This is a genomic window from Ruminococcus sp. SR1/5 (assembly GCF_000209835.1).
GTDB lineage: Bacteria > Bacillota > Clostridia > Lachnospirales > Lachnospiraceae > Blautia_A > Blautia_A fusiformis.
Genome location: NC_021014.1, coordinates 2323937 through 2346110 on the forward strand (window position 1 = coordinate 2323937; position 22174 = coordinate 2346110).

The following is a 22174-nucleotide window of genomic DNA, read 5'->3' on the forward strand; positions in this document are numbered from 1 at the left end:
TGAAATTTACTAACTATAATCTAAATAAATAAGCCGTTTTTTAAGCAAAAAAACTCCCTCACATATCAGTTTTTTTCTGATATATGAGGGAGTTTCTGATCTTATATTTTATTTCTGTTCTTCAAGCTTTCTTTTTAACATCTGAATTTCTTTTTCCTGAGCTGCAATTTTCTCCTTTTGATTATCAATCTGCTCCTGCATCTGATCAACCATATACTTCACTGTGTTTCTGTCAAGAATCTTTAATTCCTCTGAATACATTTCCATCATCCCTTCCACATTCCGGCATATATTATATATGTGCTCGTACATGACCGTAAACTCCGGATATTTTTTATTAATTTCACGATTACTTCCGGAGAATCCATACTCAAAAATGCCAGCCATGCATCCAGTTTATCTGTGATACCTTTATTGTGCATATTCTCACGAAAGATGTCAAGCGGAAGAAATACATATTTCTGAAGCAGATTAAGTTCCAATCCTGTATCTGATCTCTGTTGAAAAATATGGCAGTATCTATCTTTATATTTATGAAAATCTCCTGTACTTTTATCAATCAGTACAATTGTATATACACTTTTTATATCCTTATAGGAAAAATTCTCTTTTCTGGTACTTCGGGCATTTTTATATTGCCTTAATAATAGATCAGAAGAATAACATGCGCATCTTTCCCCAGGAAAAGCGTAACCTATTTTTTGCACTTCCACGTTACAATATGAACCATCATCAAATCGTACCAGAATATCCATGATCAAAAGAGACTGCTCATCTGCCAGTCTTGTAGAATCTCCTGGTAAAACTTCGATAATTTTCACCTTTCTCTGAAGCAATACTTCAAGAAAATCCTCTAATCTTTCCGGTACTGTTTCCGGATTCATAATTTCCTTAAAAAATGCATCATACAGCATTTTCACCCCCTTCACTCCCGTACAGAAATCCATAAATTCCTCTCTCTGTTCTTCTTTCCAGCTATAAAATCTCTCTGTCAGATTTATGTTCTGCTGAATGTCCCGCAAAATCTCCTCGCGGGTTCTTATCATTGGAAAATAAGCCTTTAATTTCGTATTCAATTAATCTTCTCCTTGTCTGATAAAAAATGGAAATTCCGTTTCAGATCTGAAACATCTGTGAATGCCATACGGCTAGAATAAGTCTTATAAGATACTTATAGAATATCATATTTTTATCTTTCATCCAAGATTTTTCCTTCCTGTTGTTTCTCTGTATTTCGACACAATATTTTATGGCAATCAACCAGATACGGCGCAGACTACAAATATCCTTCTGCAAAAAAACTCCCTCACATATCAGTTTTTTCTGATACATGAGGGAGTTTCTGATTTATGACTGTGATTTATGACTGATCTATGATCTATTTTGCTTTATAACGGTAAACGGTTTTTACTGCTGTGCTGTCTTTACCGGTTGTCCAATCACTTTCGGAGGTTGTGGTCTGAGTCTGGAGTTTTTTGTTCTGGTACTGGTTCATGCGGTACCAGGCCTGGCCTCTGGCTCCGTGGCTTCCGTAGGCGCCGTTACAGGTAGTTCCGCTGGAGCACCATACCCGGCTGCCGTTCCCGTTCCAGTTCAGCAGATAATAGGTAATACTCGGGTCATCTCCATCTGCGCCGGAAGCAGCTACGGTTACCTGACTGGCTGCCACACTGTCAAAATGTACATAAGATCCCGTCTGTGCGAAGTTTACATTCTTTCCGGTATTCGGTCCGCAGAAATGATAGTAATAATAGCCCACCAGCTGTCTGGAAGCAGATGTCTCCAGTGGTCTTACAGACTCATAAACACCACCATCGTTGACATAGCTGGAGGTTGTTTTCTGATAGGTGTGTTTATACTGGATCGTATATTTATCGGAAGTAATATTCTTGGGAAGCGTATCCACATAAACCCAGTTTTTAGGTTTCGCCTTGATCTTAAAGGTCTTTGTTACGGTTCCGCTGTAATTCCCCTTAAACTTCACCGTTACCTTATAAGTACCAACATTTTTTCTTCCACGGGAATATGACACCTTATAATTGCCGGAACTGATGGTTTTATTATTCGCACCAGTCACTTTTACCTTCGGTGTTTTTACTTTTCCGTCGTATGTATAGCTTGTTGCAGAAAGCTTTATTGTCTTCGGATAATAGATTGTTTTCTTTCCGGTCACCGCACCGCAGGAGCAAAGATACTGGACATATCCGTTCCTGGATGTAGTTGCTTTCTTCACCTGTTTTTTGTAGCTGTGTTTATGAGCTTTTCCGGTGATCTTAAAGGTTTTTGTAACGGTTCCCGAGTAATTGCCTTTAAACCGAACTGTTACCCGATAAGTTCCAACATATTTTCTTCCGGCAGAATAGGTAACTGTATAATTGTCTGCACTGATCACCTTATTATTGCTGTCTGTAACCTTTACTGTTGGCTTTTTTACTTTTCCATTATAAGTATAGCTTGTTCTGGAAAGCTGTATTTTTTCGGATAATAGATGATCTGTTTATTCTGTATACTTCCGCAGCTGCACTGCTCCTGTGTATATCCGTTGGCAGTGGTGGTTGCCTTTACTGTTACTCTCTGATAGTTATGTGTATGTGTGACCGGAGCTGCCTGGACAGTGAAATTCACAGAATCCGAAAATGTATATGCATACTGTGCATGATTCACAGATGCCACCGCTACCCTGTAATTCCCCGCCGGCAATGTGCAGGACCAGCTTGTTCCATTCACTCCATACTGAAATTGCGTCGGATTGGATTCTCCTGCTTTATACACATATACATCATAATATCTGGCATAGCTTGTTGCATTCCAGGAAAACGTTGTGGTCTGATTCGCTTTTCCCGGATTCACGCTCACATATGGCTTGCCCGGTACACGAACGCCCGGATAGATAAAGCCAAGCAGCACCTTGTTAGAATCATAAGGGCGCCTTCCTCCGACTGCATTGGTCAGTGTATATCCATATGCAACTCCATGAGAGGATGTCTGATCTTTGTCCGTTCTTCCTCCCTCATCTACCGTAAATCTGTTGTTTCCAAGATTAGCTGTTACATAAGCAGCATGTCCGTAATAATCTCCGCTCCATACAGCAATAGAACCGGGAACAGGCTCATTTCCTACTGCATAGCCCTGATTGATAGCATTTTGCCACCAGCTTACCGCATTTCCCCACGAAGGCAATGCGATTCCCTGTCTGTCATACACGCACTGCCATGCAAAGCGTGTGCAGGGGATCTCGTATAAGCCATCTCGATCCACATCCTGTGTTGTAGGATAAGGATTACCTGCTGCTGTTACCGTTGCCACCGGTACCGCACTGAAAGCAGTTACTGCAGACAGCGCAAGGACCATTAATTTTTCAGAAGCTTCTTTTTCATAGTGTTCTCCTTTCCTGCGGTTTCATCCTTCTTAACAGACAAGTCTGGTCTGGCATGTCTGCTACGATGAAAATGTTCTGCATGTTTATTACTCTTGTTTCATATTTTATCTCTGTCCGGCAAATTTATGATACCTTTATTGTGCATACTCTCACGGAAGATGTCAAGGTAAAGAGATCCAGTCAAGTGGATATTCGCATCGGTAATTTTTTCGGCCACTTACTGCAAACTTAGCCTTTCCTCCCAGCTATCCAGCGTAGCGCTGATAGCCCATCCAACTCCCGAGCAGCCACAGAAAAGCCAGCCCGTGAGGCGTGTGCTGCCTGTCGCCGGACTCTGCAGGAGGGGAGCTGATTCTTGGCTGGCCCCCGACGAAGCCCCGGCGGCAGGCAGCACACGCCTCACGGGCGTCCCTTTTCACCAAAAAAGCCGAACCAGCCACATCCCGCAGCCAGTTCAGCTCACCCCATACAACTACAAACTCACTCACCATCAACCCAGGCAAGCAGCTTCCCGGTAAAAACCCTATTAAAGAAATGGATCACCGGTCCCAGCCCAAAAGCCGTCACCAGCGTACCAATACCCACAACACCACCAGTCAGATAACAGATCAGCGCACAAAGCACATCATTAGACATCCTGTGCCAGAAATAAGGAATCTTCGGCCATCTCTCTGTCATGATCAGCGAAAGACTATCATAAGGCGCAACCCCCTCATCCGGCATCTGATACATCGACAGTCCCAGACAGCAGATCACAACACCCACACACAGTGCCACCAAACGTACCGGCAGCGCCACAAGCTCCAATCCAAAAACACCAGTATAAATATTATAAAAGAAAGTAGTAATATAAGCCAGACAAACCGCATTCACAACCGTACCGATCCCAAGGAACCTTCTGCCAAAAGCAATCTCAATGATCAGCAGCACAATATTTACAATCAGCTGGAAATTACCATACGCCATACCAATCATATCCGCAACCGCCATATTCATTCCACTGAACGGATCCGTTCCAAGCCCGGCAAGCTTGAAAATTCCAATCCCCATACCTGCAAAAACATTTCCGATACACATGATCAGAACATGCTTCCAGTTAATATTCTTCAAAAAATCCCCCATAAACCTCATACCTCATCCTCTCTGAAAATATTGTCAGGCAGATATCCACGATCCACCTTCACTGCGCAAGATCCATACCAGATAATACCTTAATAACCAGCCTGCTGCAACGCTTATATTCTATCACACCCCCTCACCCCTGTAAAACACAAAAACCCCAAGAAACAACAAAAAGCAACAAAAAAGACATCCTGCAGACCACATTATATGATCTGCAGGACATCTCTCTTTTTTATATCACGCTGTTAATTCAATTTCACAATCACCAGTCAATCCCGAAGCTCTCATGGCAGAGCCTCGTTATTTCAGATATCCCGAAAAATTTTTTCCAATATCCAATATTATTTAATGAACTTAACCTCAGGATAAATTGCCTGCTTGGCAGCCTCTTTACGCTCATTAAATACAACCTTGTTCTCCTCAAACAGGTTACGTCCCTGTGCATCGATAGATACGATCAGCGGCCCAAATTCTTTAACCTTGTTGCACCATAAAGTCTCAGGCATTCCAAGCTCATCCCAGTGATGCTCAGCAATCTTCTCAACCTCTGTAGCAGCTACAACTGCACAGCCGGCCGGGAAAACACAGTGGATCGCACCGAACTCTTTGCAGGCACGCTCCGTGTTCGGACCCATACCACCCTTACCAACGATCACTCTGACACCAGTAAGCTTGGTAAACTCATACTCGAATTTCTCCATACGCATAGAGGTTGTCGGTCCTACAGAAACCATTTCATAATCATCCTCTGTACCCTCGATCTTGCGAACGATCGGGCCGGCATGGAAAATAGCTTTGTTGCGGATATCATACGGAAGCTCTCTTCCATACTCAACCAGACGACGGTGAGCAACGTCACGACAGGTCATCAGATCTCCGTCCAGCCATACAATATCACCGATTTTGATATCAGCCAGGTCTTCTGCGCTTACAGGTGTAATAAGAACTTTTTTATCTCCTCTGATTTCGATCATGATTTTTCCCTCCGTTTATATTATGCATTAAATTTCCATGTGGAATGAGTATCACAGGTTACTGTAAGATCCGGATTTACAACCAGATGTCCACGACGGTGGGACCAGCATCCAACATTTACTGCAACACCGATGGTAGATGGATGTCGTGCAGTATTCTCAATGTTAACACCCATTACAGAATACTTTCCGCCCATACCCTGCGGTCCAAGGCCGATGGCATTGATACCATCCTCGAGAAGCTTCTCCATTTTTGCTGCGTTTGCGTTATCGTTGTGAGAACCGATCGGACGCATCAGCGCTTTCTTGGAGTTCAGAGCAGCTGTCTCTACAGATGTTCCTACACCAACACCAACAAGAAGTGGAGGACACGCATTCAGTCCGTAGGTTGTCATCTGATCAAGAACGAAATCTGTAATACCTTCATATCCTGCCCCCGGCATCAGAACCATTGCTTTTCCCGGAAGGGTACATCCGCCGCCTGCCATATATGCGTAGATCTCACATTTATCGCTGTTAGGAACAATATCCCACCATACAGTCGGGGTTCCTTTACCAACGTTTTTCTTTGTGTTGTACTCATCAAAAGTCTCAACGGAATTATGTCTTAACGGTGCTGCAAAAGTAGCCTGAACAACAGCATCTTTCAGAAGTGCTTCCAGCTCATTGATATACGGGAAATTTGTTCCGCATTTCAGCCAGAACTGAAGAACACCTGTATCCTGACAGCTTGGACGGTTCAGCTCTACAGCAAGACCCTGGTTCTTTGTCATTGTCTCATAAAGAACCTTTGGAAGTGCAGCTGTTTCCTGTGAACCAAGCTCTTCAAGTTTATTAACTACGTCATCCGGTAATTTTTTCCAATATGGGCAACAAAATCTGCTACCATGTCTGTTAATACTTTAACTCCATTTTCCTTAGTCATGATTTACCTCCTGATATGGTTCGATGGTTTAATGTTTTTTAGTTACATAGGTTTTTGTTGGTTGTTTCATCATTAATTTTGGCTGATTAATGGTTAAGATGGCTTTTTTGGCTTATTTATCATTTCTCCTTCACTGTATGGTCAGTGCAGAAGGGAATGAACTTAATTAAAAGTGTTGCTGGTCACAAAGTGAACAGTAACTCAAAAGTTTCTCTCCTTACGGATAGAACGGAAACAGGATCGGTAACAGAATCATACAGATCACAAAGGATACCAGGATCAGCGGCAGACCGGATTTCACATAGTCCTTGAATTTGTATCCTCCAAGACCGACTACCATGGTGTTTGCCGGCATACCGATCGGTGTTGCATATGCACAGGAACCTGCGATAACAGTTGCGATAACAACGGCTCTCGGATCTGCTCCGAGGTTGTTTGCAAGAGATACCGCAATTGGAATCATCAGTGCTGTGGTTGCTGTATTTGACATGAAATTTGTCAGCACACAGGTTACAATAAAAATCACCAGAAGAAGAAGGATCGGACTCGGATCTGCTCCAAGAAGTCCTACGATCTTATCTGCGATCAGTTCTCCGGCTCCGGTTGTATCCAATGCTTTTGCAAGTGTCAGAGAACCGCCGAAAAGAAATACAACCTTCAGGTCAATGGAATTCAGTGCGTCTTTCTCGGAAATAACTCCTGTCAGAACCAGGAGGATCGCTCCGATACATGCGGAAACCTCAATGCTGATGCCGATCTCTTTCTCAAAGATCATTGCAAGGATCACAAGGATCAGTACTACCAGGGAAACAGTCTGTTTCCACTTCGGTACATGACTGAAATCCTGCTGATCTTCAAGAGCTGCACCGGATGCATTCTTTCCATCCGGAAGGAATTTATATCCGATAAGGACAAAGTAAAGGATTCCGATCAGAAGCATCGGAACTCCAACCGGCGCATACATAAAGAAGCTTGTGGAAAGCCCCATCTCCTGAAGTGCATTCACACCCATCAGGTTTCCGGGTGCACCGATAATAGAAAGGTTTCCGCCAAGTGCTGCGGCAAATACCAGCGGCATCAGAAGACGGCTTCTGGAATAGCCGGACTCATCGGCGATTCCACAGACTACCGGGATCAGCACTGCTGCAGTACCTGTATTGGATAAGAATCCGGACATTACACCTACGATCACCATGATCGCAATGATCAGTGTTTTTTCTGTTCTGGCAAATTTCGTGACCAGTCCTCCGATCTTATTTGCCATTCCTGTTTCGAACAATGCCTGGCCTACTACAAACATGCCAACGCAAAGGATTACGTTACTGTTTACATACTGTGAAAATGTTGTTGTTGCATCCACAACTCCTGTAAGGGTCAGGCCAATCGCACAGATCGAAGCCGTCAGACCAAGAGGAATTTTTTCAAGGATGAAACTGATAATGGTGAACACAAGAAACAGCAATGTGATAGTTGTCTGAGACATTTCTGTACTCTCCTTCCATTTGGTTTTTTCCTGAAAAGTATAGGCCGTACACGTTTCTTTTGATGGTTCCATTATAACCGGTGTACATATAAAAAACAAATTAATGAAACATATATCCGCATAAAAAATATTTATAGTATCAGTTTTTAATGATAATTTTTGTACATTACTAACATAAAATCAGCGTATCAGCAAATGAATCTGGCAAAAATTATATTTCTATGCTATTTTTATGTAGACACCAAAATACTCTGTCACATCTTTTCCGGACAGAAATGAAAAACTTTACTAAAAATTTAATCTGACAATTCATCGAGAGAAGGTTTATCATGACACTGAATCAACTACGCTATTTCTGCACAGCCAGCCGCTGCCACAGCATCACAAAGGCAGCCGAAGAATTATATGTGACCCAGCCCACCATTTCCATGGCTATCCGCGATCTGGAGATTGAATTCGGGATCAGCCTTTTTTCCAGAAAAGGAAATCAGCTGAGTCTGACCCAGGAGGGAGAGTCCTTCTACAAAAAAGCTACCTATATCCTTCAATATTGTAATGAGCTTCAGGCCGATTACTCCAGCATGTCCAGGATAAAGCCCCCTCTTCGCATCGGGATCCCTCCCATGCTGAGTACCGTATTTTTTCCGGAGCTGCTTACGGCGTTTCACGAAAAACACCCGGAAATTGCCGTAGTACTGGAAGAATACGGATCTGTCCGTGCCTGCAATCTGGTACAGGATGACACCCTGGATGTAGCTTTGGTCAATATGGAACAGTATAATATAGATAAATTTCACAACACCGTCCTGGCCAACGACCAGGTGGTTTTCTGTGTGAGCAACGACCACAGGCTGGCAGAAAAAAAATCAGTCACAACAAAAGATATGGCGAAAGAGCAGCTGATCTTTTTCAATGCTGACTCCGTCCAGAATCAAATCCTGAAAATGCGTTTTGAGATGGATGGCCACACACCCAATATCGTTATGCGGAGCAGCCAGATTTACACCACCCTACAATTTGTAAAAACCGGAAAATATGGCTGCTTTCTCTACTCCAGCATGACCGATAACTTTTCCACTTCCAATGTTACCGGTATCCCGCTCAATCCACCTGTCCGCATAAAAATCGGCATGGTATGGAAAAAAGCAAATATATCAGCGGCGATATGCTGACATTTCTGCATTTCACCCGCATGTATTACAAAGAACATCCGCTGATAGAAAAGTAAATCCCAAAACTTCCAATTATATGTCGATTAATTTTTCTAATAAATGCATTTTTTTTAAAAAACCATTGAAATCCATCAATTCATGTGATACTCTGTGTTACAGTGTTTTTCTACACAAAACGAATGACCGCCACCACCGTACACAAAAAGGTCCTGGCATCATTCAAAAATAAAAAACTCAGGAGAGTCTCTTCAAATCAAAAGGGAAGAGCGCCGAAGGTGTACGCAGCACACAAAATGCTGTAAATCTCTCAGGCAAAAGGATGGAGGAAAGAGTAATGTTTACACAAATCAACAACTTTATCACATGGTTTGACGGAGTCGTTTGGGGACTTCCGCTGATCATTCTGATCCTGTTCACAGGAATTCTGTTAACCACTCGGTTAGGTCTTTTACAGGTAAGGCACCTCGGAAAGGCACTGAAATTCATGGTAAAAAATGAAGAAGGCGGCGATGGTGAGGTCACAAGCTTCGGAGCTCTGTGTACTGCGCTTTCAGCAACCATCGGAACCGGAAATATCGTAGGTGTCGCAACTGCTATCGCAGCCGGCGGACCAGGAGCACTTTTCTGGATGATCGTAGCCGCATTCTTCGGAATGGCAACCAAATACGCAGAAGGACTTCTGGCGATCAAGTACCGTACCATTGACAAAGAAGGCCACGTTCTCGGCGGACCTTTCTACTACATCGAAAACGGTATGGGAAAACAGTGGAGATGGCTTGCCAAGATCTTCGCATTTTTCGGAGCAGGTGTGGGACTTTTCGGTATCGGAACCTTTACACAGGTAAACGGTATCTCATCTGCAGTTACCAATTTCTTTGACCCGGATAAAGCACACACGGTAGCACTTTTCGGAAATACATATTCCTGGGCAACTGTAGTTGCATGTCTGATACTTACCGTATGTGTAGGACTTGTCGTTCTCGGCGGAATCCAGAGAATCGCAAAGGTATCCCAGGTCGTTGTACCGTTTATGGCAGTTCTCTATGTTGCACTGGCACTGATCATTGTGATCACAAACATCACGGCAGTACCTACAGCGATCGTAACTATCGTAAAATCTGCTTTCACAGGAAGTGCACTTGCAGGTGGCGCAATGGGAACCATGGTCGTAGCTATGCAGAAGGGTATCGCCCGCGGTATCTTCTCCAATGAGTCCGGTCTTGGTAGTGCCCCGATCGCAGCCGCTGCAGCTCAGACAAAGGAGCCGGTACGTCAGGGTCTTGTATCCATGACAGGTACATTCATTGATACTATCGTTATCTGTACCATGACAGGTCTTTCCATCGTCATCACAGAGACATGGAACACAGGTCTTGAGGGTGTTGCCATCACAACAGCTGCTTTCCAGAAAGGTCTTCCTTTCCCGCCGTTTGTAGCATCCTTCTCACTGATGCTGTGCCTGGTATTCTTCGCATTCACAACAATCCTCGGATGGGATTACTACGGTGAAAGATGTCTGGAATACCTGTTCAACAGAAACAAAGCCGCAGTTACAACATACCGCTGGCTGTACATCATCTGCGTATTCATCGGACCATATATGACTGTAGCAGCTGTATGGAACATCGCAGATATCTTCAATGCCCTGATGGCATTCCCGAACCTGATCGCTCTTCTTGCCCTGAGCGGTGTGGTTGTAAAAGAAACAAAAGATTTCTTCAAAAGACATAAAAACTACGAGTAAACCCATAATGTCATATATAAAAAAGACGCGAGATCTTACATTTTTCATGTAAGACTTCGCGTCTTTTATTTTTCTGCTTTTTCTATACCAGAATCACGCCAGTGTCAGGATCTCCATCTGTCTGGTCATCTCTTCCGCATTCCTGATTTCCCCATTTCGGATATCCCTTTTCTCCACCCGGATATCTTTTCCCTTCTCACCTGTCATATGGAAAAAATTATCCTCCAGGATCATATCCGCGTCTGTAAATCCAATAGCTGTAAATGGGCTGAAGCAGCTGCTCTTCAGATGGATCACAAAGGCATCTTCCTGCTCTTCCACCTCTGCTGTAATTTCCGGCTGATCCAGTTCCAGATACTTATAGGGAACCAGCGTCTCCACATCCTGAAGTATCCTTCCATCCTTCAGGGTAACCTCCGCCTCAAGAAAGATCTCATACTTCCGTTCCTCCCACCGGGAAATATCCACTGCCAGGATCTGCCCGGATTCCTGCTGTCCCACAGATCCTTTTGCCGTGATCTTATCCAGAATGTTACACTCCATATCTTTCACATAAAAATCCACCTGATGCGGTATTTCATCCAAACTTTCATTTTCCAGATAAACCTGCATGGTATCCTCTTCCATGCACATACTCACCGCCTGTGGCCCATAGAATTTTTTTGCCATATAATGAAGTGCCTTCCAGCGACCAAAATAGTCGATACTTGCCCAGGACGCCACCGGCCAGTTATCATTGATCTGCCAGTAAAGAGTTCCCATACAGCGGCCTCTGTGACGTCTCCAGTGATCTACGCCATACTTCATGGCCATTCCCTGAAGGATCTGGCTCACATAGAGAAGCTTGCGGAAATTCTCCGGATAACGGAAATTCTCCGAAAGGTAATACAGGATCTTTCCGTTGGCTGCCGGATTCTTCTGGTGTTTCTCCATCACCCTGGAAAAAATATTCCGGTCTTTTTCTTCCGTAAAGCTCTCTACTGTTTTCAGACACGGGAAGGACTGGAAACCAAATTCCGAACAGAACCGGAAATAATGCTTCTGATAATCCGTAAAAGGCTTCTGGCCATGCCATACATCCCAGTAGTGACAGTCCCCCCGGTTCTCATCATCCGGCTCATCAAAACAACCCCCGGAACTCGGAGAAGACTGCCAGAAAAAGGTCTCGCTGTCTGCCGCTTTCACTGCTTTTGGCACCACATGCTCAAACATTTTTATGTAGTCCGCACGAAGATATTTCGACTCACTCTGCACCTCCGGCCAGTGATCCCAGGCAGATTCCATCTCGTTATTTCCGCACCACAGTCCCAGAGATGCATGATGACGGAGACGTTTTACATTTTCTGTAATTTCCTTCGTGATATTCTCTTCAAATTCTTCTGTAAGATCATAAACATTACAAGCAAACATCAGATCCTGCCATACGATCAACCCCATCTCGTCACAGAGATCATAGAAATGATCCGAAGGATAATAACCGCCACCCCACACACGGACGCAGTTAAAATTGGCACGTTTACAGGATTCCAGAAGGTACTCCTGAAGCTCCGGCGTGATCCTGGAATAAATACAGTCCTCCGGAATATAATTTCCGCCCATGGCAAAAATTTTCACGCCATTGACACAGAACGCGAACTCTTTTCCCCAGAGATCTTTTTCCTGGCTGATGGTAAGGGTACGGAGACCGATGCGCTTCGTTATGGTTTCCAGAACTGTGCCATACTCGTCCAGAAGTTCCACCTGAACTTTATATAACGGCTGATCGCCGTAGCCGTTTGGCCACCAGAGCTTCGGGTTGTGGATCGAGGATGTCAGCACTGCTGGATTATTATTCGCTGATACAGTCTCCCCCACTTTGCATACATGGGCTTCCGTTTTTCGGTCGTTAGCACCTGTTCTATGTCCACAGACGCTCTCTGCATCCTCCTGGATCGTCACTCTCACCTGACACTTATCCACAGCATCTCCGCTTACAGCCACAGTTGTACACACATCCACAGCATTATCCCCATGCACCTGTGTGATCTTCACATCCTCAATTCTCGGATGACTGTATGCTTCCAGATAAATATCCCGAAAAATCCCGGCATCAATGGTCTGGGGGCCCCAGTCCCATCCAAACATACAATGAGCCTTCCGGATCAGCTGGTTTCCTTTCATTCCACCGCAGGGAACATAGTGGATCTCTTTATTATCTTCATACTCATAAGCTTCGATATACTTGAATACCGACCGGAATACGATCCGGATCTGATTCTCCCCGGAATGAAGAAATTCTTTCACATCCAGCTTCCAGGTACGATGCATGTTATCTGCAGATCCGGCTTTTTGCCCATTGATATAAATATCTGCAAGAGTATCCAGCCCCTCACAGACCAGAATTATTTTTTCTTCTTTCAGGATATCCTCTGCAGCCACAAATGTTCTGCTGAATTCATAATCCTTCCGGAACAGTTCCCTTGTCACATCCTCATTTGTCCGGTAAAAAGGATCTTCGATCTTCCCGGCACCATAGAGCCCGGAAAGCACAGATCCCGGAACCTGTACCTCACATAATCTGTCATTTCCTGCTTCTGCCAGCTCCCACTGGCCATTTAACATTATTTTCCTCATAAAATATATCTTCTCCTGTAAAAATCCCCTTCGCACGATCTTATATACAGGGCTGTTGTATCAGCCGTACTGTATTTTATTTATAGCCTTCCCCCATAATTCCGGTAATTCTCAATATAATCCAGGATCTCCTCCGGGTCTTTCATGAACCGGCACATACCCACAACATCTCTGGACATAAATTTTTCCCCGGCTGTGTATTCCAGGAGTGCCTGCATGCTGTCGTAATATCCCTGAATATTATAAAGAACGATCGGCCTGTCGATCCGTCCCAGACTCTTCAATGTCAGAATCTCAAAAAACTCCTCATAAGTACCAATTCCCCCAGGTACCACGATAGTCGCATCCGAGCGGCTTTCCAGCAGGTGCTTCCTCTCACGCATATTTTCAGTAAAAATAAACTCTGTACAATGCTCATACAACACTCCCGGCTGGTCAAAAAATCTCGGTGCGATACCCAGGATATAGCCTTTTTCTCTGTCAACACCCCGGGCTGCCGCCCCCATCAGCCCCTCTTTTCCACCTCCGAAAACAAGGCCGTGTCCTCGCTTTCCCATCAGCTGTCCCAGCTCTTCCGTTTTCTCATAATAGATCTTTTTCAGCTCTGCGCTGGACGCTCCATAGATACAAATATTCATGCTTCCGTCTCCTTCCCTGCTGCCTCCACAAATGCCCGGAGAAGCTTCAGCTGTTCTGAAGAATCATACATCATCTCCGGATGCCACTGCACAGCTACTGCAAATGGATGATCGTTTATCTCTGAATATAACTTTTGCCGGCCTCTGCACATGATACTGGCAAAGACCGGCTTTCCGTCATTTCCGATACATCTGGAATGCATCCGGAAATGCCTGTTATTTTATTATAATCTGACATACACATGGGGTCAAGCAATTGCCGCTGCCTAAAGCTCCCGTTTTGTTGCTGCTCACTCTGTGATCAGCAACACCTTTTTTATATTGAGAAATTTTTATGCTTATACAAGAACTTTTTCTACTGCGTCTTTCCATCCGCTGTATTTCTGGTTTTTTCCTGCGGATTCATGGAGGGGATGAACTGATTGCGGTTCTTCACCTCGAAAATGCTCTCCATTATAATTTAGGACTGATCAGTCATACAAGCCATTCTGCTCAAAATCTCTAAACAGGCTGGCTTCTCCATCATCAGCAAATGCATCTGCATCCCCCTGATCGGAGTCATCCTGTCCTCCCTGGATATATGGGATATCTGCATCCTGGGAATCCTGGGACACGCTATCCTCAGAACTGTCCTTGCTATCCTTGCTGGAACTGTCATCTTTACCAAGTTTTACAGTGAGTGTCTTCTCCTTATACTCATTGCCATCCAGAACTGCAACCGTCACATCGATCTTTTCCTTCGGCTCATAATACTGAAGCAGCTCAACCAGCTGATCGATACTGGTGATCGTTTTACCATCAAACTCTGTAATGACCATATTCTTGGTAATACCTGCATCATCGGCAGGGCCGCCCTCGGTTACCTTCGAAACAAATACACCCTGCGGGATACCATAAATCTGTACTGCCTCCGTACTTACTGTACTGCCTGTGATACCAAGGATACCATGATTATCCACTTTATCTCTTGCCTTGGCATTCATCATGTTCTCAAGAGAATCCGCAACATCAGAAATTGCAATGGCATACCCCATACCTTCAACCTCAGTAGAAGCAAGCTTGGAAGAGTTAATACCAACAACCTCACCATCCATATTCAGAAGCGCACCGCCACTGTTACCGGGATTGATAGCCGCATCTGTCTGGATCAGGTTCACGCCCTTGTTGATACTGCTGCTGTTATCTGTAGAATCACCCTCGATCTGTCCTGATGCATCTGTCTTACGGTTCTTAGCACTGACAATACCAGTAGTAACGGACTGGCCATAGCCAAGTGCATTACCGATGGCAACAACCTGCTCACCGATCTTCAGATCATCAGAGCTTCCGATCTTTGCAACAGAAATTGCATCCATTGTATCATCCGAAACATCCTTCGTTGCAACAGAAACAACTGCAAGATCCTCGCTTTCATCAAAGCCCTTTACCGTAGCCTCATAAGCATTACCATCTGCAAAGGCAACTGACAAGGTATCGGCACCATCCACAACATGATAGTTTGTGGCGATCAGTAGCTCAGAATCTGTTTTTCCGATGATAATACCGGAACCGCTTCCTTCAACTTCCTGCTCCTGGCTCGGCGCATACTGGGAACCAAACATGCTGTAATAATCCTGAACCTCCTGAACGGACTTGGTTGTGATGGCAACTACAGAAGGCATTGCCTTCTCAGCAACATCTGATACATCCAGACTGCCCTTTGTATCGGAGGATTTTGTAGCCTCTGTATCTTCGCTGTCTTTATTTGATTTTTTATCAGACTTCATAAGAGTCAGATTCTCGGAGCTATCGGTTGCCGCCTGTACGGACTGTGCACCGGAGAAATAATTTATACCTTCATATGCACCAACTCCAATGCCGCCGGCAAGTACTGCACACAGGCTGATGGTTGCACCCTTTTTCATCATTTTCTTTATTTTTAATTTTCTGTTGTTGTTCATGGTTAAGTCCTCCCTGGGAAAAAATTCTTCTCTGTTTCCTTTTGATGCTTCAAAGTATATGGGTTAATTGTGTTTACTTTGTGGGAAAAATGTGTTTTATTTGTTAAAACTTTTCACTGTCATCACAACTACAAACCACGCAACCTCAAGAAGAACGATCATTCCACCTGGTTTCAGTCCGGCATAATAGGAAAGAAACAGTCCGGCAATGGTGGTACATACCGCCACGATAATGGCACAGATCAGTGTACCCTTATAGCTTTTTGCCATCTGCATCCCACACGCCACCGGAACTACCAGCATGGAGGAAACGATCAGGGTTCCTACTGTTCGGGACGCAATGGAAACTGTCAGAGCCGTCAGAATAGTAAAAAGAAAATTAATATTCCGCACGGAAACACCGGAGATCCTTGCCGCATTTTCATCAAATCCGATATAAAACAGTTCCCTGTAAAAAAACAGCACTGCTGCCAGTACCAGCACACTGATCACAACTACCAGCGCCAGCTCTCCTTCACTGATGGACACAATACTTCCGAACAAAAAGCTGTTCAGACTGGCACCGTTTTCCACAAAGCCGGACAGCACACCGGCCAGTCCGATCCCGGCAGACATGACGATGGAGATCGCCACCTCCGAATAACGCGGGATTTTTTTGCGGATAGCCTCAATTCCAAGAGCAGCTACGATGCACATCACTACTGCACCGGCTACCGGATTCACTCCAAGTATCAGTCCCAGCACAACACCGGCCAGTGAAGAATGGGAAAGCGCATCTCCGATCATGGACATCCGTTTCAGAACAATGGTGATCCCGATGCAGGGCGTGATCACAGCCAGAAGGATTCCCACCAGAAAAGCCCTCTGCATAAATCCATACTGTAAAATACTCATACTTCGTCGATCCTCCCCTCTTCCGCTTTAAAGAACCGGTTTGCGCCTTTAAACTCACCGGAATTTCCATGAGTAACCATAAGGATCGTCAGCCCCTGTTCCTCATTCCGCTTCCTCAGAACTTCTGCAAGTGTTTTCACAGAAACCATATCCATTCCTGTGGTAGGCTCATCCAGGATCAGGATCTTCGGTTTTCCTGCCAGTGCACGTGCCAGCATAACCCTCTGCTGCTGTCCTCCGGAAAGATCTCCGATCCTTCTTTTCCAGAACTCTTCCATTTCCATTTCCGCAAGTGCGGCTTTCAAACGCGGGATCTCTTTTTTTGCCCGGAAACGTGCCTTCCAGGAAGAGGAATACACACCTGTCATCATGATCTCTTCCACAGTCGCCGGAAAATTCTGGTTTCTGCTGATACTGTTCTGTGGAACATATCCCAGATCTCCCTTTCCGAATGTGGCAGAAATATCTTTTCCATTTACAGTGATACTTCCCTCCTGCGCCTTCAGTTCGCCCAGAAGAAGCTTCAGAAATGTACTTTTTCCACTTCCGTTTTCACCGGTAAGGATGGCATAATCGCCATCCTTCACCTCCAGGTTCACCTGATCCAGCACAGGTGTCCCTGTATAGTGAAACGAAAGATTTTCTATCAAAATTCCCATAATTTCTCCTTTTTTGTTACAGCTACTGTCCTGCACCTTCAGTTCAATGCCTTCCTGAGTGCCTCCAGATTCTTCCTCATCACAGAAAAATAATCCTCTCCGGCCTCGATATCCTCCTCACTTAATCCCTCGATCGGATTCAACACAGCAGTCACCGCATCCACTTCCTTCGCCACTGTCTTCGCCACCTTGGGACTTGCCAGCTCCTCAAAAAATATGGTATGGATGTCGTATTTTTTCGCATACTCGATCACTTCCTGCATCTTGGCAGGATCAGGCTCTGAATCCGGTGTCAGCCCTTCGATAGCCAGCTGCTTCAGATCATAGGCATTGCATAGATATCCAAAAGCCTCATGCGCCACTATGATATCCCGGCTCTTCGTACCTTTCAGACCATCTCTGAACTCCTGATCCAGCTCATCAAATTCACCGGCATATTTCTCATAATTTGCTTCATAATAATCACCGTTCCCAGGATCAGCCTTTACCAAAGCATCCCTGATATTCTTCATTTCCTGCTTTGCACGCATAGGATCAAGCCAGACATGAGGATCTTTTCCTTCATCACCATGAGCATGATCATGTCCTCCATCCAGAAGCTCCACACCATCCGATGCCTCAGACACAACCAGATCCTGATTCTCCAGAGTATCCAGTACATCCTCCGCCCAGTGCTCCAGATCCGCACCATTATAGACAAACACATCTGCATCTTCAAGATTCCGGATATCCATTGCCGCCGGCTCCCAGTCATGAGGCTCCGTTCCCGCCGGAACCATATCCTTCACCTGGATCCTGTCGCCCCCTACCTTCCGGGCAAAATCATACATGGGATAAAAGCTGGCCATCACCTTCAGTCGGCCATCCTCCACAAATGGCTGTCCCACCGTTCCGGCCCTGTGCAAACCATATCCGGTCACACCGCCCACAACAAGAAGCGTCACCGCCAGAACTGCTGCCGCTGTCATCTTCCCTCTGTTAACATTCATTTTTTAAGCCTCCTGCAGCTGTCACAATATCCATAAAAGATCGTCCGGCTCTGATCGATCTCAAATCCGTGTTCATCCAGCACATGTCCCACAAAATGATCGATACATCCACACTGCAGAGGAATCGTATGCCCACATTCCAGACACACAAGCTTACCGTAATTCTTCCGCTCCTCATCACGTATAAAACGATACTGGGCAGGCGCTCCCTCCACAGACGGAACCTTCAGCACCGCTCCCTCCTTCTGCAGCCGCTCCAGTCCTCTGTATACCGTTGTCCTTCCGATCTGGATCTCTTTTCCACGAAGGAGCTCCATAAACTGATCTATGGTATAAAATGTATCTCCATATTCCTGCAGGCATTCCAGAATTATTTTCTGCTGCCTGGTGCTGTATTTCATTTTTTCTTCCATTATATTTCCTACTCTCTTCTATCAACTGCACCTTACATGGCAGATTTGAATTTGAAAACCGTTTTCATATTACATTCAAATAAGAATTTCGTCAAGATATTTTTGAAGGGAAATAATTTTTGGTATGTTCTTATAAAAGCACTTTATCTCTACCTTCTTTTATGATAAAATATAACCAAGACTTAACCAATAGAAAGAAGGTAGACCTCTATGAAATCACAGCGACTGGACATGATCGAAGAATATGTGCTGGAGCATAAGAACGCTTCTCTCGATACATTATGTGAGAAATTCAACGTATCCAAAAACACCATCAGAAGAGATGTCGATATCCTTCTGAAACGTGGCAGTATCATGAAAGTATATGGCGGTGTCGCAGCACTCGAAACTCCACAGACTCTTCCCCTTCTGTCTTACGAAGAGCGTGGCGGACGTTTTCCTGACGAAAAGAAAGAAATCTGCCGCCGTGCCGCAGAGCTTGTGGCAGAAGACGATACCATCTATATCGATACAGGTACAACCTGCCTGAACCTGGTTGATTTTATTGCAGATAAGCACTGTACGATCCTGACCAACAGCCTGCTTATCTTCAACAAGGCAGCATCCTATCCGAACCTGGATATCATTTCCGTTCCCGGAAAGCTGAACCGCAAGACCCTGTCCTTCACAGGACCGGATATCAATGATTATCTGCAGACCTACAACATTTCCATGGCTTTTATGGCCTGCACAGGTGTAACCATGAAGAGCGGACTTACCAATGCCAGCGCAGAGGAATACATCACCAAAAAAGCCATCGCAGAGAATGCCAACAGCATGATCCTTCTTGCAGACCATTCCAAATTCGGCCGGATCTCGCTTATGACCTATTCTTCCATGGAAAAGCTGGACGCCATCGTAACCGACCAGCCACTTCCTGAAGAATACGACAGCTTCTGCCAGGAGCACGGCATCCGTGTTATGACGATCGATTAAATCGGATATTGACCCTAAAAAACGGTGCATCTGCCGGAAATCCAGCAGATGCACCGTTTTTGAATATGCTCATTTCATTAGAGGATTTTATCTGAAAGGCAGATCTTACCCGATCTGCCTTTCAGTGTCATAAATTTATTTATGAAGCTTTCTTAAGCCTCAGTACTTCCTTCCCATGTGCCGACCTTTCTCTTTCCGGCAGCTTCATCGAACCAGTGTGTTGTAACTGTTTTTGCTCTTGTGAAGAAACGATAGCCGTCTTTTCCGAGAACGTGCAGATCACCGAAGAAGGAATCCTTGTTTCCGGAGAATGGGAAGTATGCTGTCGGAACCGGGATACCTACATTGATTCCTACCATACCGCCATCTGTCTCCATAGCGAATTTACGGCTGTAATATCCGCTCTGTGTAAAGATACAAGAACCATTTGCAAATGGATTGGCATTCATGACTGCGATGCCTTCCTCGTAATCCTTTACTCGTTTGATACAGGTTACCGGTCCGAAGATCTCACGGTTTCCAACTGTCATCTCAGGTGTTACATGATCAAGAATTGTCGGTCCTACGAAGAATCCGTTCTCATATCCCGGAACTACTACATTACGTCCGTCAAGTACAAGCTCCGCACCCTCATCGATACCCTTCTGGATCCAGTTGCAGATCTTCTCCTTATGACCTGCATTTACAACCGGGCCGAGATCGGTATCTTCATCATATGCACAGCCAAGCTTCATAGCCTCTGCTTTTTTCTTAAGAAGTGAAACAAATTCGTCTGCGATACTATCCTGTACGCATACAACCGGAAGAGCCATACATCTCATACCTGCGCATCCGTATGTAGAGTTGATGATCGCATTAACAGTAGCCTCAAGGTTGCAGTCCTCAAGTACAAGTGCATGGTTCTTTGCCTCACACTGTGCCTGAACTCGTTTGCCATGAGCTGCTGCCTTGGAATATACCTGTTTACCAACACCTGTTGTTCCTACGAATGTAACAGCCTTTACTCTCTCATCTGTAAGAAGGATATCAGCCTCTACACGGCTGCAGGTCACAAGGTTTACAACACCCTTCGGGAATCCGCCCTCTGTATAGAAGAGCTCCATAATCCTCATAGCTGTAAGTGGTGTCTGGGAGCTTGCTTTCAGTACTACTGTATTTCCACATGCAATGGAAAGCGGAACCATCCAGCCCCATGGGATCATTGCCGGGAAGTTCATCGGAACAATACCAGCAGTTACTCCAAGTGGTTTGCGATATGTAGCTGTATCATATCCTGTAGTTACCTGCATTGCAGCATCGCCCTGGATCATTGTCGGAAGTGCACATGCCTCTTCTGTAGGCTCAATTGCTTTCTGAACATCTCCTCTTGCCTCTTTGATGTTCTTTCCGAGCTCTTTTGCACAAAGTACGGAAAGTTCTTCCTTATGAGCATAAAGAACATCTCTCCATCTGAACATATACTGCTGTCTCTTTGCAAGAGAAAGTGAGGACCATTCCGGGAATGCAGCCTGTGCGGAAGCGATCGCCTCTTCTACCTCATCCGGTGTACAGCAGGGAACCTGCGCGATCACCTCACCTGTACTGGAATCTGTAACATCCATGTATTTCTCTGCCTTTGACTCTTTCCACTCACCGTTTACACAGTAACCCATTTTTTGATCTCAGCCATTTTAGGATACTCCTTTCGTGCTTACCTTTTTATTCTTAATTTCATAAAAATTTTAGTCATTCTCGTTTTGTTCTGGCCACATATTATCATTTATTTTTAATTTTGTTAATATAGTATGGTTATATTTTAAGTATATTTTCAAAATTATGTGTTAATTTATTCACATTTCATGGTATTCCATGTTCCCTGTATAAACTCTTGAAACGCATGCATTTACAGCCATAAAACTGCATAGTGTCTTGTCGTTTTTTATTCCATTGTGAGAGCAAAAGTTACTCATTTTTGTTATTTTCATAACACACCATTCCACACACACTATTTATTGCTTCCAGCTACGCTGAGGCTTTTAGACCTGTGCAATCGGATTCACAGACAAGTAAGGGGTATCGTTGTTCTGTTACAATTACAGATTCCTCTGCTCCCGGCATATTTTCTCTGTATTTTCCAGGAACAAGGAAATACATCTGTGCGTCCCTTGCGGACGCACTCATTTTCACGACCACTCGCTTCTTTTCACGGCTTATTGCACCTTTACATACAATCCTGCGCCTGCTTATCTGATCTACAGCATTTTCATAAATTACT

20 protein-coding genes and 1 riboswitch are annotated in these 22174 nt (G+C 44.7%); of the genes, 3 read left to right on the forward strand and 17 right to left on the reverse strand.

What is annotated here, in order from left to right:
• Nucleotides 1–108: 108 nt before the first annotated feature.
• The 8 genes from CK1_RS11600 to CK1_RS11635 all read right to left on the reverse strand — a co-directional run bounded on the left by CK1_RS11600 (nt 109) and on the right by CK1_RS11635 (nt 7883).
• On the reverse strand, nt 109–261 hold the full coding sequence (locus CK1_RS11600) for a hypothetical protein (RefSeq protein WP_306288894.1): 153 nt from the start codon (nt 259–261) through the stop codon (nt 109–111).
• Nucleotides 262–266: 5 nt separating this feature from the next.
• Nucleotides 267–1076: a PD-(D/E)XK nuclease family transposase gene (locus tag CK1_RS11605; protein ID WP_306288895.1), complete on the reverse strand. Its 810-nt coding sequence runs from the start codon at nt 1074–1076 to the stop codon at nt 267–269.
• A 302-nt stretch (nt 1077–1378) separates the two neighbouring features.
• Nucleotides 1379–2392, reverse strand: a complete 1014-nt coding sequence (locus CK1_RS11610) for a hypothetical protein (RefSeq protein ID WP_306288896.1) — start codon at nt 2390–2392, stop codon at nt 1379–1381.
• A gap of 38 nt (nt 2393–2430) precedes the next feature.
• Nucleotides 2431–3351 carry a CHAP domain-containing protein gene (locus CK1_RS11615; protein ID WP_015526418.1) on the reverse strand — a complete coding sequence of 307 codons (921 nt, stop codon included), beginning with the start codon at nt 3349–3351 and terminating at the stop codon, nt 2431–2433.
• A gap of 508 nt (nt 3352–3859) precedes the next feature.
• Nucleotides 3860–4489 (reverse strand): YczE/YyaS/YitT family protein, encoded by a 630-nt coding sequence (locus CK1_RS11620; RefSeq protein WP_306557266.1) that lies wholly within the window; start codon nt 4487–4489, stop codon nt 3860–3862.
• A 353-nt stretch (nt 4490–4842) separates the two neighbouring features.
• Nucleotides 4843–5475 carry a L(+)-tartrate dehydratase subunit beta gene (gene ttdB, locus CK1_RS11625; protein WP_015526421.1) on the reverse strand — a complete coding sequence of 211 codons (633 nt, stop codon included), beginning with the start codon at nt 5473–5475 and terminating at the stop codon, nt 4843–4845.
• 20 nt (nt 5476–5495) lie between these two features.
• Nucleotides 5496–6374, reverse strand: coding sequence for a L(+)-tartrate dehydratase subunit alpha (gene ttdA, locus CK1_RS11630; protein WP_353611246.1), 879 nt, complete (start codon nt 6372–6374; stop codon nt 5496–5498).
• 243 nt (nt 6375–6617) lie between these two features.
• Nucleotides 6618–7883, reverse strand: coding sequence for an SLC13 family permease (locus CK1_RS11635; RefSeq protein ID WP_015526424.1), 1266 nt, complete (start codon nt 7881–7883; stop codon nt 6618–6620).
• A 329-nt stretch (nt 7884–8212) separates the two neighbouring features.
• On the opposite strand from CK1_RS11635, the gene CK1_RS11640 reads away from it, so the two are divergent.
• Nucleotides 8213–9055: a LysR family transcriptional regulator gene (locus CK1_RS11640; RefSeq protein WP_015526425.1), complete on the forward strand. Its 843-nt coding sequence runs from the start codon at nt 8213–8215 to the stop codon at nt 9053–9055.
• 225 nt (nt 9056–9280) lie between these two features.
• Nucleotides 9281–9388, forward strand: a riboswitch (glycine riboswitch).
• A 1-nt stretch (nt 9389) separates the two neighbouring features.
• Complete coding sequence (locus tag CK1_RS11645) at nt 9390–10799, forward strand: alanine/glycine:cation symporter family protein (protein WP_015526426.1); 1410 nt, start codon at nt 9390–9392, stop codon at nt 10797–10799.
• Between the two features lie 93 nt (nt 10800–10892).
• Here the strand turns inward: CK1_RS11645 and CK1_RS11650 are convergent, their stop codons facing one another.
• The 8 genes from CK1_RS11650 to CK1_RS11685 all read right to left on the reverse strand — a co-directional run bounded on the left by CK1_RS11650 (nt 10893) and on the right by CK1_RS11685 (nt 18945).
• Nucleotides 10893–13412, reverse strand: a complete 2520-nt coding sequence (locus tag CK1_RS11650; RefSeq protein ID WP_015526427.1) for a beta-mannosidase — start codon at nt 13410–13412, stop codon at nt 10893–10895.
• Between the two features lie 80 nt (nt 13413–13492).
• Nucleotides 13493–14050, reverse strand: a complete 558-nt coding sequence (locus CK1_RS11655) for an LOG family protein (RefSeq protein ID WP_015526428.1) — start codon at nt 14048–14050, stop codon at nt 13493–13495.
• On the reverse strand, nt 14047–14253 hold the full coding sequence (locus CK1_RS11660) for a hypothetical protein (protein ID WP_015526429.1): 207 nt from the start codon (nt 14251–14253) through the stop codon (nt 14047–14049). The genes CK1_RS11655 and CK1_RS11660 overlap by 4 nt, the downstream gene beginning before the upstream one ends.
• A gap of 267 nt (nt 14254–14520) precedes the next feature.
• Nucleotides 14521–15990, reverse strand: a complete 1470-nt coding sequence (locus CK1_RS11665) for a S1C family serine protease (RefSeq protein WP_015526430.1) — start codon at nt 15988–15990, stop codon at nt 14521–14523.
• A 96-nt stretch (nt 15991–16086) separates the two neighbouring features.
• A complete protein-coding gene (locus CK1_RS11670; RefSeq protein ID WP_015526431.1) occupies nt 16087–16884 on the reverse strand; it encodes a metal ABC transporter permease in 798 nt (265 codons plus the stop codon).
• Nucleotides 16881–17543, reverse strand: coding sequence for a metal ABC transporter ATP-binding protein (locus tag CK1_RS11675; RefSeq protein WP_015526432.1), 663 nt, complete (start codon nt 17541–17543; stop codon nt 16881–16883). Before CK1_RS11675 ends, CK1_RS11670 begins: the two co-directional genes overlap by 4 nt.
• 38 nt (nt 17544–17581) lie before the next feature.
• Nucleotides 17582–18532, reverse strand: coding sequence for a metal ABC transporter substrate-binding protein (locus tag CK1_RS11680; RefSeq protein ID WP_015526433.1), 951 nt, complete (start codon nt 18530–18532; stop codon nt 17582–17584).
• Nucleotides 18529–18945, reverse strand: coding sequence for a Fur family transcriptional regulator (locus CK1_RS11685; protein ID WP_015526434.1), 417 nt, complete (start codon nt 18943–18945; stop codon nt 18529–18531). Before CK1_RS11685 ends, CK1_RS11680 begins: the two co-directional genes overlap by 4 nt.
• A 210-nt stretch (nt 18946–19155) precedes the next feature.
• Here CK1_RS11685 and CK1_RS11690 point away from each other — a divergent pair, with 210 nt between their 5' ends.
• Nucleotides 19156–19920, forward strand: coding sequence for a DeoR/GlpR family DNA-binding transcription regulator (locus CK1_RS11690; RefSeq protein ID WP_015526435.1), 765 nt, complete (start codon nt 19156–19158; stop codon nt 19918–19920).
• A gap of 152 nt (nt 19921–20072) precedes the next feature.
• Here CK1_RS11690 and CK1_RS11695 read toward each other — a convergent pair whose 3' ends face one another.
• Nucleotides 20073–21572, reverse strand: a complete 1500-nt coding sequence (locus tag CK1_RS11695; RefSeq protein WP_015526436.1) for a CoA-acylating methylmalonate-semialdehyde dehydrogenase — start codon at nt 21570–21572, stop codon at nt 20073–20075.
• Between the last annotated feature and the right edge of the window lie 602 nt (nt 21573–22174).